This is a genomic window from Kitasatospora azatica KCTC 9699 (assembly GCF_000744785.1).
Lineage (GTDB): Bacteria > Actinomycetota > Actinomycetes > Streptomycetales > Streptomycetaceae > Kitasatospora > Kitasatospora azatica.
Map to the genome: position 1 here is coordinate 1,501,948 of NZ_JQMO01000003.1, position 13,180 is coordinate 1,515,127.

Consider the following 13,180-nt stretch of genomic DNA (forward strand, 5'->3'; position numbering starts at 1 on the left):
GAATGACCACCACTGTTGAGCCGACGGGCGCCGGACTGGCCACGGGCCGCGTTGCCCGGGTCATCGGCCCGGTCGTCGACGTGGAGTTCCCCGTCGACGCGATTCCCAACATGTTCAACGCCCTGCACGTCGAGGTCGACAACCCCGACGGCACGGGCAAGAAGGTCCTGACCCTCGAGGTCGCCCAGCACCTCGGCGATGGCATGGTCCGCGGCATCTCGATGCAGCCGACCGACGGCCTGGTCCGTGGCGCCCAGGTGTCCGACACCGGCTCCGCCATCTCCGTGCCGGTCGGCCAGATCACCAAGGGCAAGGTCTTCAACGCCCTCGGCGAGGTGCTGAACACCGACAAGGCCGAGTTCGAGTCGCAGGTCGAGGTTCGCTGGCCGATCCACCGCAAGGCCCCCGAGTTCAAGGACCTCGAGTCCAAGACCGAGATGTTCGAGACCGGTATCAAGGTCATCGACCTGCTCACCCCGTACGTCCAGGGTGGCAAGATCGGTCTGTTCGGTGGCGCCGGTGTCGGCAAGACCGTCCTCATCCAGGAGATGATCTACCGCGTCGCCGAGAACTTCGGTGGTGTGTCGGTCTTCGCCGGTGTCGGTGAGCGCACCCGTGAGGGCAACGACCTCATCGAGGAGATGACCGACTCGGGCGTTCTGGACAAGACCGCGCTGGTCTTCGGCCAGATGGACGAGCCGCCGGGCACCCGCCTGCGCGTCGCCCTGTCCGCCCTGACGATGGCGGAGTACTTCCGCGACGTCGAGCAGCAGGACGTTCTGCTCTTCATCGACAACATCTTCCGGTTCACCCAGGCCGGTTCCGAGGTGTCGACCCTGCTCGGCCGGATGCCCTCCGCGGTGGGTTACCAGCCGAACCTGGCCGACGAGATGGGCCTCCTGCAGGAGCGCATCACCTCGACCCGCGGTCACTCGATCACCTCGATGCAGGCGATCTACGTCCCCGCGGACGACCTGACCGACCCGGCCCCGGCGACCACCTTCGCCCACCTCGACGCGACGACGGTTCTCTCCCGTCCGATCACCGAGAAGGGCATCTACCCGGCCGTCGACCCGCTGGACTCCACGTCCCGCATCCTGGACCCGCGCTACATCGCGCAGGACCACTACGACACGGCCATCCGTATCAAGGGGATCCTGCAGAAGTACAAGGACCTCCAGGACATCATCGCGATCCTCGGTATCGACGAGCTGAGCGAGGAGGACAAGATCACTGTCCACCGCGCCCGCCGCATCGAGCGCTTCCTCTCGCAGAACACCTACGTGGCGAAGCAGTTCACCGGCGTCGAGGGTTCGACCGTGCCGCTGTCCGAGACGATCGAGGCCTTCAACAGCATCGCGGACGGCAAGTACGACGCCGTTCCGGAGCAGGCCTTCTTCATGTGCGGTGGCATCGAGGACCTCGAGAAGAACGCCGCCGAGCTCGCGAAGAAGTAAGTCGCAGCCGATCGGTCGGTTGATGGCCCAGTGACCATGAGGGGTGGTCCCCACTTCTGGGGACCACCCCTTGTGGCACGAGGGCTGTGATTCCGGTCATCTCCGTGCCGCAGGTTTCATGTCAGCGGCGCGAGCCCGTTATTCTTACCGAAACTCCCGAGTAATCGGGTGTTGCAAGAGCCTAGGAGCCCACGTTGGCTGAGCTGCACGTCGAGCTGGTCGCAGCCGACCGCAAGGTGTGGTCCGGTGCGGCCACCCTCGTTGTCGCCCGCACGGCTTCCGGAGACACCGGCATCATGCCGAACCACACCCCGGTGCTGAGCGTGCTGGAGTCCGGTCCGGTGACCATCCGCACGACCGACGGCGGCACTGTCGTCGCCGCCGTGCACGGCGGTTTCATCTCGTTCGCCGACAACAAGCTGTCGCTGCTCGCCGAGGTCGCCGAGCTCGCGGACGAGATCGATGTGACCCGCGCGGAGCGCGCGCTGGAGCTCGCCAAGAGCGAGAGCGACGCGCACGCCGAGCGCCGCGCCGAGGTTCGCCTCGTCGCCGCAGGCCGCCGCATGGCTGCCTGACACTGAGCTTGACCGATGGTCCCGGGGACGCCTGAGCGTGACCCCGGGACTGTCGTATCGGTTGATAAACGGGGACGCGGGTAGCGAGGAGGTCGGTGAGCATGGTCCTCGCCCTTGTGGTGTGTGCGACGGTCGTGGCTCTCGGGGTGGTCGGCCTGGTGGCGTTCGCAGTACGGCGGCGCCTGATCCAGCGAGTCGGAGGAACCTTCGACTGCAGCTACCGGCTGAAAATGCCCGCCGACGCCTCGACCGTTCCCGACCTCGACGAGAACGGACAACCCACCTCCGCCCCGGTCCCCGCGACCGACGGCAAGGGGTGGGTTTTCGGTATCGGGCGGTACAGCGGCGACCACATCGAGTGGTTCCGGGTCTTCTCCTACGCCCCCCGCCCGCGCAAGGTGCTGCCCCGCCGGGAGATCGAGGTGCTCGGCCGGCGCTACCCCGAGGGCCAGGAGGAACTCGCCCTGCTCTCCGGCTCCGTGGTGCTGCGCTGCCTGCACCAGGGCGCCCCGCTGGAGCTGGCGATGAGCGAGGACGCGCTGACCGGTTTCCTGGCCTGGCTGGAGGCGGCTCCGCCCGGCCAGCGGGTCAACGTCGCCTGAGAGGTGGTCGCTCGTTCGAGCGGCCACTTCCGGTTTCGGCGCGGGTGGGCGGGTTGTTGTGGAGGATGGTGCTGTCCGCCCGGACTGTACGGAGGAGGTGTGTTCTCGATGACCGCTATGGCGGCTGAGCCGGATCTCGTTCTGGGCCTGGACGAGGTCCTGTGGCACGCGTGGCTCGCGCTGGAACTCCCCGAGGGCTATCGCGCCGAGATCATCGAGGGGTTCATCGAGGTGTCACCCGCTGGCCGACTCAGCCACGGGAAAGCCGCCAATGCGCTCCGCCGCGCGCTGGATGCCTACTTGTCCGACAGCGGGCTCGCCGCTTATCAGGCCCTCAATGCCCTGCACGGTTACAAGGTCTCCACCCCGGACGTCCTCATTGCGCCCCTGGACCTGGATGACATCTCGGCTGCCGACGATTTGGGTGTCGACGCCGCCCGAGTGCACTTGGTGGCGGAAGTGGTCTCCCCGGGATATGACGACCGGCAGCGTGACCGGGTGCGCAAGCGCCGCGCCTATGCGCGGGCCGGCGTCCCCGTCTACGTGATCATCGATGACTACGACGGTGAGGGCCACGTCACCGTTCTCACGAAGCCGAACCCGAAGAAGGCAACCTACGAGGCGGAGCACCGGGTGCCCTACGGCACCCCCGTCACCGTCCCCGAAGGCCCCGCCAAGGGCTTCGTGATCGACACCACAGTCACCGGCGAGCCGCGCAAGTCTGAGTAGGCTGCCCGCATGGTCAACCTGACGCGCATCTACACCCGCACCGGCGACGACGGCAGTACCGCGCTCGGTGACATGAGCCGCACCACCAAGACCGATCCGCGGCTGATCGCCTACGCGGACGCCAACGAGGCCAATGCCGCGCTGGGCGTGGCGATCGCGGCCGGCGCGCTGTCCGAGGACCTGGTGGCGGCGCTGACGCGGATTCAGAACGACCTCTTCGACGTGGGCGCGGACCTGGCGACGCCCGTCGTGGAGAACCCGAAGTACCCGCCGCTGCGGGTCGAGCAGGGGTACATCGACTGGCTCGAGGGCCAGTGCGACCTGTACCTGGAGCAGTTGGAGAAGCTGCGCAGCTTCATCCTGCCGGGTGGCACCCCCGGCGCCGCGTACCTGCACCTGGCCTGCACGGTGGTGCGCCGGGCCGAGCGGGCCACCTGGGCGGCGATCGAGGAGCACGGCGAGAGCGTCAACCCGCTGGCCGCCAAGTACCTCAACCGGCTCTCCGACCTGCTCTTCATCCTGGCCCGGGTGGCCAACAAGGAGCGCGGCGACGTGCTCTGGGTGCCGGGCGAGAACCGCTAGTCCCCGTCCGCTAGCCGCCGTCTCCCGCGCGGTCCGGTCGCAGGGTCCACGGCAGCAGGAACCACAGGCCCGCGAAGACCAGCGAGGTGACCGCCGTGACGCCGACCGCGGCGGTGTGCCCGAGCACCACGTCGGTCACCAGCAGCACGGCGCCGTTCAGTGCGACCGCCAGGATCACCAGGCCCAGCACCGCGAGCCGCGAGGAGGCCCGGACGATCCGCCGCTTGAAGCCGCGGTGGAAGAGCGCCCGGTGGATCGCGACGGGAGTGGCGAGCACCGCCGAGGCCAGCACGGTGAGCAGCAGGGTGATGATGTAGACGTCGCGCTGGAAGTCGTCCAGTTCCGGGAAGCGGCTGGTGAACGCCAGACCGAGCAGGAACGCGAAGACGATCTGCACGCCGGTCTGGATCACCCGCAGCTCCTGCAGGAGCTCGACCAGGTTGCGGTCCGCGCGCTCCTCGGGCGTCTCGCGGCGCAGCGGTTGCGGTTCGGGGTCCGGCTCGTTGACCATGGCGCTCATTCTGCCCGGCCGGACCGGCCCTGAGGCTGCCTCGGCGGCTGCTTCGGGAAAACCGTGTAGCTGGCCGCGACCACCAGGTTGACACCGGCGATCACGGCGAGCGTGCGGTACCAGCCGGTCAGCGCCTGGGTGCGGGCCGGGTCGCCGGTGAGTGCGATCATCGCGGCGAGGAGCAGCGCGCTGATCCCGGCCGCGAGCAGCGTGCGGGCCAGCATCCGCCACTCGTGCCGGGCGCGCCGCGCGCCGTAGCCGGGGTGCGGGCGCGGTGCCCCCGTGAAGCGGTGCGCGGCATGGCCGTCCGCCCAGCGCACCAGGTAGGGCCCGTAGGGGAGGGCGAAGCCGACGTACAGGGCCGCCAGGCCGTGCGAGGCGTTGGCGGTGGCTCCGTGGCGCAGGTCGAGCACGGTGGCGCCGAGCACCACCAGGTCGACCAGCGGCACCGCCAGCAGCACCGCGGCGCCGGCTCGGGGCCGGCGCGCCGGATACCGCAGCGCGAGGCCGGCGGCGATCAGCAGCCAGAACGCGATCTCGCCGGCGACGATCAGGCTCACGAGCACGGGACGGCTCCTCTCCACGTCACCTCCCAGCCTGGCCACTCCGGTCGGCCGGCACCTCGTCGCTGAGGCCGAACCAGGGCTGCAACCTTCGATGTACAGCGCGGCCGCCGCCTCGGATGGTGAGATGGAGGGGTGATCAAGGCGCAGCTCTCCCCCCGTCAGGAGGACCTCGCGATCGCCGCGGGCGGGCTGATCGGCGGCCTGCTGCTGGTCGCCTTCCGCGCGTACGACTACCACGGCGTGCCGGTCTGGCTGACGGTCCTGCTGCTGGTGGCGATGGCCGGCCTGGAGCCGCTGCGGCGGACCCACCCGGGGTGGACGGTCTGCGTGGGCGGCCTGGTCTTCACCGCGGCCGTGTTCGCCGGCAGCCTGCTGGCCACCGTGATCATGTACACCGACCTGCTCTATGCCGGCGCACTCTACGGGCCGCCCCGGATGTCGGTGGTGCAGCGGCTGTGCGGGGCGGCCTCGACCCTGGTACTGACCGGCCTGGCCGCGCTGTACGGCACGGTCGGCGGGGCGCTGCTGGTGGCGGTCTTCGTGGCGCTGGTCCTGCTGGCGCCGGTGTGGACCGCCGACGTCGTGCGCAAGCACCGCGACCGGGCCGACGCCGAGCGCCTGCGGGCCGAGCAGACCGCGCTGCTGGCCGAACTCGACCGGCGCGGCGCGGTGGTCGCCGAGCGGGCCCGGATGGCCCGCGAGCTGCACGACGTGGTGGCCAACCACCTGTCCGCGATCGCGATCCACGCCACCGGCGCGCAGTCGCTGGCCCGCCGTCAGCAGCGCCCGACCGAGGACCCGCTGCTCAGCACCCTCGCGGTGATCCGGGAGAACAGCGTGCAGGGGCTGGCCGAGATGCGCCGCATGATCGGTCTGCTGCGGGACGGCGGGGAGCAGCAGGACAGTTACCAGGCGCCCAGGCTGGAGGCCTTGGACGCGCTGCTGGCCAAGGCCCGGGAGGCCGGCCGGGCCGCCGGGCTGAGCTTCGAGGCCGAGCAGTGCGGCGAGCGCACCGAGCTGCCGGCCCCGGTGGAGCTGGCCGCCTACCGGATCGTCCAGGAGTCGCTGACCAACGCGCTCAAGCACGCCTCGAGCGGCACCGTGCGGCTACGGCTGCTGCACCGCCCCGAGCGGGTGGAGATCGCGGTGGACAGCCCGTACCGGGCGGGCGCCGGACAGCGATTGCCCGGCGCCCGGGCCGGTCTGGTCGGCATGGGGGAGCGGGCCCAGCTGCTCGGCGGCAGCTTCCGGGCCGGGCCGTGCGGGGACCAGTGGTGCGTGCGGGCGATACTGCCACTGGTGCCGGCGGTCGGGCCTGGGGAGGACACATGACGGTGATCAGGGTGCTGGTGGCGGAGGATCAGGCGGCGGTCCGGGCCGCGCTGGTGATGATCCTGCGCAGCGAGCCCGGGATCGAGGTGGTCGGCGAGGCAGCCGACGGCGAACAGGCCGTCAGCCGGGCCCTGGAGCTGCGCCCGGACGTGGTGCTGATGGACGTTCAGATGCCTCGGCTGGACGGCGTCGCGGCCACCCGGCAGATCGTCGCGGCCGGCGCCGCTCAGGTGCTGATGCTGACCACCTTCGACCTGGACGAGTACGTGCACGGCGCGCTGCGGGCCGGCGCGGCCGGCTTCCTGCTCAAGGACGTGGAGGCGGACAGCCTGATCGAGGGCATCCGCACGGTGGCCCGGGGCGACGGCATGCTGGCGCCCTCGGTCACCCGACGCCTGATCAGCTCCTTCGCCGGCCGACCGGCTGCCGACCACACCGCGCTGGCCGCCCTCACCGAGCGCGAGCGCGAGGTGCTGGCCGCGATCGGCGCGGGCCTGTCCAACGGCCAGATCGCCCGCCGGCTCGAGATGGCCGAGGCCACCACCAAGACCCATGTGAGTCGGATCCTGGCCAAGCTCGACCTGCGCAGCCGGGTCCAGGCCGCGATCCTGGCCCAGGACTTGGGCCTCACCCCGCCCGCGGCCGGCGGAGCCGCCCAGCCGCCGCGCTGACGCAGATCACACCCGGGAGTCGTTTCATCACCCCGCCCGGGGCACTACAGTCCGAGCCGTGAGCAGCGCGGCTCCCGGGGGGTGATCCCTGTCCTGGGGCGCGCCTGGACGGGATTTCGGGAGAGCCAGCCATGAGCAGTGTTTCCACGCAGCGTCAGCAGATCGCCGTGATCGGCGCCGGACTCATGGGCGCGGGCATCGCGCAGGTGTCCGCGCAGGCCGGGCACCCGGTGGTGCTGCGGGACGTCACCGAGCAGGCGCTGCGCCGCGGGTTGGACGGCATCGAGGCCTCGTACGCCAAGTTCGTCAGCAAGGGCAAGCTGACCGAGGAGGAGGCCGCGGCCGCGCTCGGGCGGATCACCACCACCACCGACCTCGGTGCGGTGGGCGAGGCCGACATCGTGATCGAGGCGGTCTTCGAGCAGCTGGAGGTCAAGGAGGCGGTCTTCCGCGAGCTCGACAAGATCGCCAAGGACGGGGCGGTGCTGGGCAGCAACACCTCGGCCATCCCGATCACCCGGATCGCGGCGGTCACCGAGCGGCCGGAGTCCGTGGTCGGCGTGCACTTCTTCTCGCCGGTCCCGCTGATGCGCCTGGTCGAGCTGGTCCGCGGCTACAAGACCAGCGACGCCACGTTGGCCACCGCCCGCGGCTTCGCCGAGGGGGTGGGCAAGGAGGTGGTCGTGGTCAACCGGGACGTGGCCGGCTTCATCACCACCCGCCTGATCACCGCCCTGGTGGTGGAGGCCGCCAAGCTCTACGAGTCGGGCGTGGCCACCGCCGAGGACATCGACACCGCCTGCCGGCTCGGCTTCGGCCACCCGATGGGCCCGCTGCAGACCGCCGACCTGACCGGTGTGGACATCCTGCTGCACGCCGCCCGCAACATCTACGCCGAGACCCAGGACGAGAAGTTCGCCGCCCCGGAGATCATGGCCCGGATGGTCACCGCCGGAGACCTCGGTCGCAAGAGCGGCCAGGGCTTCTACGGCTACCAGGGCTGAGCCCCGGCAGCTCGTGAGTTTGCTCACGAGGGGTGGCTCGGATGGGTGATTTGCACCGCAATCGAGCGTGAGTGCCGGGCACCACTGCGTATATTCCCTCGGACGAGTGAAGTTGCTTCAGATCGGGCGGGGACCAGCAACCTGGACCGCTGGTCCGGCGTCAGATGGTGGGGGCCTCAATGCTGAAGGAGGACAGCGTGCGCATCGTGGAGTACCCGGAAGCCTGCGGCCAGGCTGTCCTCGGCCTGGAGGGCGGTCTGGACGTGCGCAGCGCCGCCGACGCCCGGGCCCGGCTGCACCGGGCCGTCGACCACGGCGCCGGCGACCTGGTGCTGGACCTCGGCGGCCTGGAGTCCTGGGACGCCACCGGGCTCGGCGTGATCATGGGCACCCACCGGCGGGCCGGCCGGCTCGGCCGCCGGCTGGTGCTGCGCTCCGTCCCGCCGCAGCTGCAGCGGCTGCTGGTGGCCACCCGGCTGCACCGGATCCTCGCGGTCGAGGGCGCGGTGGCCGATCCGCTCGGCGCCACCCTGCCCGGCCTGGCCGGCGTTCCGGGGGCCGGAGCGCTGCCCTCGGTGATCGCGCCGACGCTCTGAGTCGCGGTCGGCCCCAGTTGGGGGACCGGCGCTGCACAGTCGGTGGTGAGTGTGCGAGAGTCTGCGCTCGACAGGACCGTTCCACCCGCGCGGCCCGGCTGTGGCGGCGCCGCCCGGGCGAGGTGAAGGTCCGTCGCCCGTCGGACGCATCGGACGCGTCCTACGGCTCGGTCCCTCAAGGCGGCCGGCGGCCGGCAGCCGCCCGGCGGAGCACAGGCGGAGCGCATCGTGGCACAGCCATCCGGTGAATTCGGGCAGGAGAACCTGCGCGTGCGAGCGGGCGACCTGGTCGCAGGGCGGTACTTGGTGACCGTCTCCGGAGTGGACGGCTCCGACGTCCAGCCGTGCCCGCCCGACCGCCGTCCGGTCCTGCGTCGGCGGCTCGACGGTGACAACCGGTCCGGCGGCCGACCCGCCGTCGGCCCCGGACCCAGTCCGGCCGTCGGCCCGCTCGCGCTCGGCGCCGGGCTGGCCGACCTGCCGCTGCTGGACCGCGAGGCCGAGGTCGCCCAGCTGCTCGGCATGCTCGCCGAGGGCCGCTCGATCCGGCTGACCGGCGAGGCGGGTTCGGGCCGCAGTGCGCTGCTCGCAGCCGTCGCCGAGGCCGCGGGCGAACTCGCCCCGCACGGCGTGATCCAGCTGTGCGGGCACCGGCGGACCGCCGAGGACCTGCTGCAGGACCTGTTCGCCGCCACCTACCAGGCCCCCGAGTACCGCCCGGGCGCGACCGAACTGCCCGAACTGCTCGCCCAGGTGGGCGCCGTGGTGGTGATCGACGAGGTGGTCCCGGACGGCGCCGAACTGGAGCAGCTGCTGGCCACCGCCCCCGAGTGCGCCTTCCTGATATCCGCCGCGCCCGGCTCCGGCGGCGCGCTGCCGGTCGGCTCCCGGCTGGAGGACCACGCCGTCGGCGGCCTGTCCAGGACCGCCTGCCTGGCGCTCACCGCCCGGCTGGCCGGCCGCGCGCTGGACGAGACCGAACGGGCCTGGGCGGTCGACCTCTGGTTCGAGTCGCAGGGCCTGCCGCTGCGCTTCGTCCAGGCCGCGGCGCTGCTGCGGCGGCGCGACACCGAGGTGGACGCGCTGCTGGCCGCCGAGGAGGACCGGCGCAGTGTCTTCGGCGGGCCGGTCGGCGACCGGCCGGAGGAGGAGTACGCGGACCCCGCCGTCCACGAGGCCGAACTGCGCGAGACCGTGCCGCTGCCCTCGGTCGCCGAGGCCGCGGCGCCCGCGCTGCTGCTGGTGGACGGCCTCAGCGAGGAGGCGCAGGAGGTGCTGCGGCTCGCCGTGGCGTTCGGCGGCGAGTGCCCGACCGCGCCGCACCTGCCCGCGCTGATCGACGTGGACCACGGCGAGAGCGCGCTGCGCGAGCTGGTGGAGTGCGGCCTCGCCCAGTCGATCGGTGGCCACCACCGGCTGACCTCAGGGGTGGTGGAGGCGCTGGCGCCGGTCTGGGGAATCGACCGGGCCCGCACCGAGGGCGCGGCCCAGCACTTCTCCTGGTGGGTCGGCCACGGCTCGGTGAGCAGCGCGCAGATCGCCGCCGAGGCCGAGGTGGTGCTCGGTGCGCTGCAGGCCGACCGGGCGGCCGGCCGGACCGCCGCGGTGCTGAGCCTGGCCCGGGCGGCCGCCCCCGCGCTCGCCCTGACCCTGCGCTGGGGCGCCTGGCGGCAGGTGCTCGACCTCGGCGCCGCGGTGGCCCGGGAGGCCGGCAGCCCCCGGGACGAGGCCTGGTTCCTGCACGAGTCCGGCGTCTACTGGCTCTGCCTCGACGTCCCGCAGCGGGCCAGGACGGCCCTGGAGGCCGCCAGCGCGCTGCGCGGTGCCGCCGGCGACTCGCGCGCCGTGCTCGCCTCGCGGCGGCTGCTGACGCTCCTTCAGGAGGCCGAGCGGACACCCGTGGTGGCGGAGGACCAGACCCAGGTGATCCGCCGCCCGGTGATCCGGGTGCTGGCCCAGCGCTCCTGGAACTCGGCCACCATGCTGCGCGGCTGGTCGCGCCGGAACGTGCTGCTGGCCGCCGGCGGACTGGTGGCGCTGGCCGTGGTGGGCACAGCCGTCGGCGTGCTGGGCTCCGGCTCCGCCGGCAGCGGTGGGACCGGCGGGACCGGCGGCGACAACGGGGTGTCGGGCACGGTGCTGACCGGCGGGACCGGGGCGGCCTCGGCCACCGCGACCGGCAGTGCGTCGGGGACGGCCTCCGCCACGGCCTCGGGCAGCGCCTCCGACTCGGCATCGGCCACCGCCTCGGGCAGCGCCACGGCCACCGGCACGGACAGCGCGAGTGCGAGCGCCGGCCCGACCCACGGGCGCAGCGGCTCCCCGTCCGGTACGGCGACGCGCCCGGGGGACCCGGGAACGACGCAGCCGCCGACGCAGCCGGCCCCGACGACGACGAGCGCGCCGGCGCCGACGACCACGAGCGCGTCGCCTACGAAGACGCCTCCGCCGCCGAGCAGCACGCCGCCGTCGACCCCGCCGAGCAGCCCGCCCACGCCGACCCCCACGGCCACCGCTTCGGCGACCGCGACGAACACCGCGTCGCCACCCACCAGCCCGTGATCTGAGTCACCGTCACGTCTGAGGGGCGGGTGGGGGGAGGCCGGCTCTGCCGACTTCCCCCCACCCGCCCCTCAGACGCGCGGCTTTTGCGTGTGCGCCGGCCTTGGGAACCCGGTCCGGGGGTGGCGCGGGGCCCGCGCAGCGAGCGGGGCGGCCGGCCCTGCTGAGGCGCGGCCGAGCGGCGGCGGTCCGGGGCGGGCGGCCCCGCTGAGGGGCGCGCAGGGTGGCTGACGCTGCGTCAGAAGAGCTTCAGCTTGTCGTCGTCGATCCCGCGCAGCTCGTCGTAGTCCAGTACCACGCAGTCGATGCCGCGGTCGTTGGCCAGCACGCGGGCCTGGGGCTTGATCTCCTGGGCGGCGAAGATGCCCTTGACCGGGGCGAGCAGCGGGTCGCGGTTGAGGAGCTCCAGGTAGCGGGTGAGCTGCTCGACGCCGTCGATCTCGCCGCGGCGCTTGATCTCCACGGCGACCGTGCCACCCGCCGCGTCGCGGCAGAGGATGTCGACCGGGCCGATCGCGGTGGGGTATTCGCGGCGGACCAGCGACCAGCCGGCGCCGAGCACCTCCATCCGGTCGGCCAGCAGCTCCTGCAGGTGCGCCTCGACGCCGTCCTTGATCAGCCCGGGGTCGACGCCCAGCTCGTGCGAGGAGTCGTGCAGCACTTCTTCCAAAGTGATGATCAGCTTCTCGCCGGCTTTGTTCTCGACCGTCCACGAGCCGTCGGCCTCCTTGAGGGTGCACGGCGGCGACATCCAGTTGAGCGGCTTGTAGGCGCGGTCGTCGGCGTGGATGCTCACGCTCCCGTCGGCCTTGACCAGGATCAGCCTGGTGGCGGAGGGCAGGTGGGCGGAGAGCCGACCGGCGTAGTCGACAGAGCAACGGGCGATGACAAGACGCATGGGCGCAAGCCTAGGCGCTCCGGCACCCCACCCCGGCCCATCTGGGCGGGGTCACGACAAGTGACTGAACAGAAACCGTGCGTACGTCAATACGCCGCGCAGTCGTTCGACTGCGGACGCGATACCCGGCCCCGTGGCAGCTCCGCGCTTGAACGTGCGGTCGGGCGGCCGACCACGGCAGAGCCAATTGAAGCGAGTCGGTCCAGAGGGTGTACCGGGGAGTAGAAGGGGGCGAACCATGGGAACCCGGGAGCCGGTCGCTCCCGAAGTCTGGCGCCTGCGCGCACGGACCGCTACGTTGGGTGACGCCTTCGAACGCCCGCGTAGCCAAACGGGGATGGAGTGTGTGGAGATGTACTGCCTCTGGGCTGATTCCGGCCATTCTGGCCACGCCGGCGGCGTTTTCGACGGAAATAGTGGCATTCGCCAGATCTGCCACGTCTAGCCTGCCAACCTGGCAGAGCCGCGTCCGCCCCAGCCGGGTCCGACCGGCACGCCCCTGAGCGGGGCCAACCGACTGAGCACGGCACGGCACCACCCGCACCAAGCACGACGCACCAAGCACGACGCACCAAGCACGACGCACCAAGCACGACGCACCAAGCACGACGCACCAAGCACCGCCACCCGCGCGAGGTGCGCGCGGTGGACCGCGAGAGGAGAACCCATGTCGCTCGACGTCTCACCGGCTCTTCTGGAGAAGGCCGAGCGAGGCGAGGTCGACGAGCGGGAGTTCGTCGACTGCGTCCGTACGTCCCTGCCCTACGCCTGGGACCTGATCAGCTCGCTCGTCGCCCAGATGGAGGTCGACGGCACCGGCTTCGCGGACAACCAAGTCCCGCCGCCGAGCGAGCAGGCGCGTGGCCAGCTGCTGCGCGCGATGGCGAGTGACGCCATCCGCGGCGCCCTGCAGCGGCACTTCGGGGTGCAGCTGGCCTTCCAGAACTGCCACCGGGTGGCGGTCTTCGGGCCGTCCGCCGAGGCCGAGGAGCGCCACCGGCGCTTCACTTCGGTCCGGGCCCAGCTGCTGAACCAGTCGCCGGGCCTGCGCGACTGTTGATCCGTCAGAGGGGGGGTGGCGCGCCACTGCGCGCC

The 13,180-nt window shown here is 72.0% G+C and carries 14 protein-coding genes; 11 read left to right on the forward strand and 3 right to left on the reverse strand.

The window, feature by feature from the left end:
• Positions 1-2 precede the first annotated feature (2 nt).
• From atpD to BR98_RS17470, 5 genes are all read left to right on the forward strand, one after another.
• Positions 3-1,457, forward strand: a complete 1,455-nt coding sequence (gene atpD, locus BR98_RS17450) for a F0F1 ATP synthase subunit beta (protein ID WP_035845828.1) — start codon at positions 3-5, stop codon at positions 1,455-1,457.
• 194 nt (positions 1,458-1,651) lie between these two features.
• The gene (locus BR98_RS17455; RefSeq protein WP_035845830.1) at positions 1,652-2,032 is read left to right on the forward strand and encodes a F0F1 ATP synthase subunit epsilon; all 381 of its coding nucleotides are present in this window, start codon (positions 1,652-1,654) and stop codon (positions 2,030-2,032) included.
• Positions 2,033-2,133: 101 nt separating this feature from the next.
• Entirely contained in the window at positions 2,134-2,634 is a 501-nt protein-coding gene (locus BR98_RS17460) for a DUF2550 domain-containing protein (protein WP_035845833.1), read from the forward strand.
• A gap of 108 nt (positions 2,635-2,742) precedes the next feature.
• Positions 2,743-3,363: a Uma2 family endonuclease gene (locus tag BR98_RS17465; protein WP_035852807.1), complete on the forward strand. Its 621-nt coding sequence runs from the start codon at positions 2,743-2,745 to the stop codon at positions 3,361-3,363.
• 9 nt (positions 3,364-3,372) lie between these two features.
• On the forward strand, positions 3,373-3,945 hold the full coding sequence (locus BR98_RS17470) for a cob(I)yrinic acid a,c-diamide adenosyltransferase (protein WP_035845835.1): 573 nt from the start codon (positions 3,373-3,375) through the stop codon (positions 3,943-3,945).
• A 10-nt stretch (positions 3,946-3,955) separates the two neighbouring features.
• Here the strand turns inward: BR98_RS17470 and BR98_RS17475 are convergent, their stop codons facing one another.
• Complete coding sequence (locus BR98_RS17475) at positions 3,956-4,456, reverse strand: DUF6328 family protein (RefSeq protein ID WP_035845837.1); 501 nt, start codon at positions 4,454-4,456, stop codon at positions 3,956-3,958.
• 5 nt (positions 4,457-4,461) lie between these two features.
• Positions 4,462-5,022 (reverse strand): hypothetical protein, encoded by a 561-nt coding sequence (locus BR98_RS17480; RefSeq protein WP_035845838.1) that lies wholly within the window; start codon positions 5,020-5,022, stop codon positions 4,462-4,464.
• Between the two features lie 132 nt (positions 5,023-5,154).
• Here BR98_RS17480 and BR98_RS17485 point away from each other — a divergent pair, with 132 nt between their 5' ends.
• The 5 genes from BR98_RS17485 to BR98_RS17505 all read left to right on the forward strand — a co-directional run bounded on the left by BR98_RS17485 (position 5,155) and on the right by BR98_RS17505 (position 11,187).
• On the forward strand, positions 5,155-6,354 hold the full coding sequence (locus BR98_RS17485; protein WP_035845839.1) for a sensor histidine kinase: 1,200 nt from the start codon (positions 5,155-5,157) through the stop codon (positions 6,352-6,354).
• A gap of 2 nt (positions 6,355-6,356) precedes the next feature.
• On the forward strand, positions 6,357-7,025 hold the full coding sequence (locus tag BR98_RS17490; protein WP_035852809.1) for a response regulator: 669 nt from the start codon (positions 6,357-6,359) through the stop codon (positions 7,023-7,025).
• Between the two features lie 131 nt (positions 7,026-7,156).
• The gene (locus BR98_RS17495) at positions 7,157-8,029 is read left to right on the forward strand and encodes a 3-hydroxyacyl-CoA dehydrogenase family protein (protein WP_035845841.1); all 873 of its coding nucleotides are present in this window, start codon (positions 7,157-7,159) and stop codon (positions 8,027-8,029) included.
• Between the two features lie 206 nt (positions 8,030-8,235).
• A complete protein-coding gene (locus BR98_RS17500) occupies positions 8,236-8,625 on the forward strand; it encodes an STAS domain-containing protein (RefSeq protein WP_407639533.1) in 390 nt (129 codons plus the stop codon).
• Between the two features lie 228 nt (positions 8,626-8,853).
• Complete coding sequence (locus tag BR98_RS17505) at positions 8,854-11,187, forward strand: ATP-binding protein (protein WP_157537825.1); 2,334 nt, start codon at positions 8,854-8,856, stop codon at positions 11,185-11,187.
• A 238-nt stretch (positions 11,188-11,425) separates the two neighbouring features.
• On the opposite strand, the gene nucS is transcribed toward BR98_RS17505, so the two are convergent.
• Complete coding sequence (gene nucS, locus BR98_RS17510) at positions 11,426-12,085, reverse strand: endonuclease NucS (protein ID WP_035845843.1); 660 nt, start codon at positions 12,083-12,085, stop codon at positions 11,426-11,428.
• 667 nt (positions 12,086-12,752) lie between these two features.
• Between nucS and BR98_RS17515 the strand changes: the two genes are divergently transcribed.
• Complete coding sequence (locus tag BR98_RS17515) at positions 12,753-13,145, forward strand: SCO5389 family protein (protein ID WP_035845845.1); 393 nt, start codon at positions 12,753-12,755, stop codon at positions 13,143-13,145.
• The last annotated feature ends 35 nt before the right edge of the window (positions 13,146-13,180 follow it).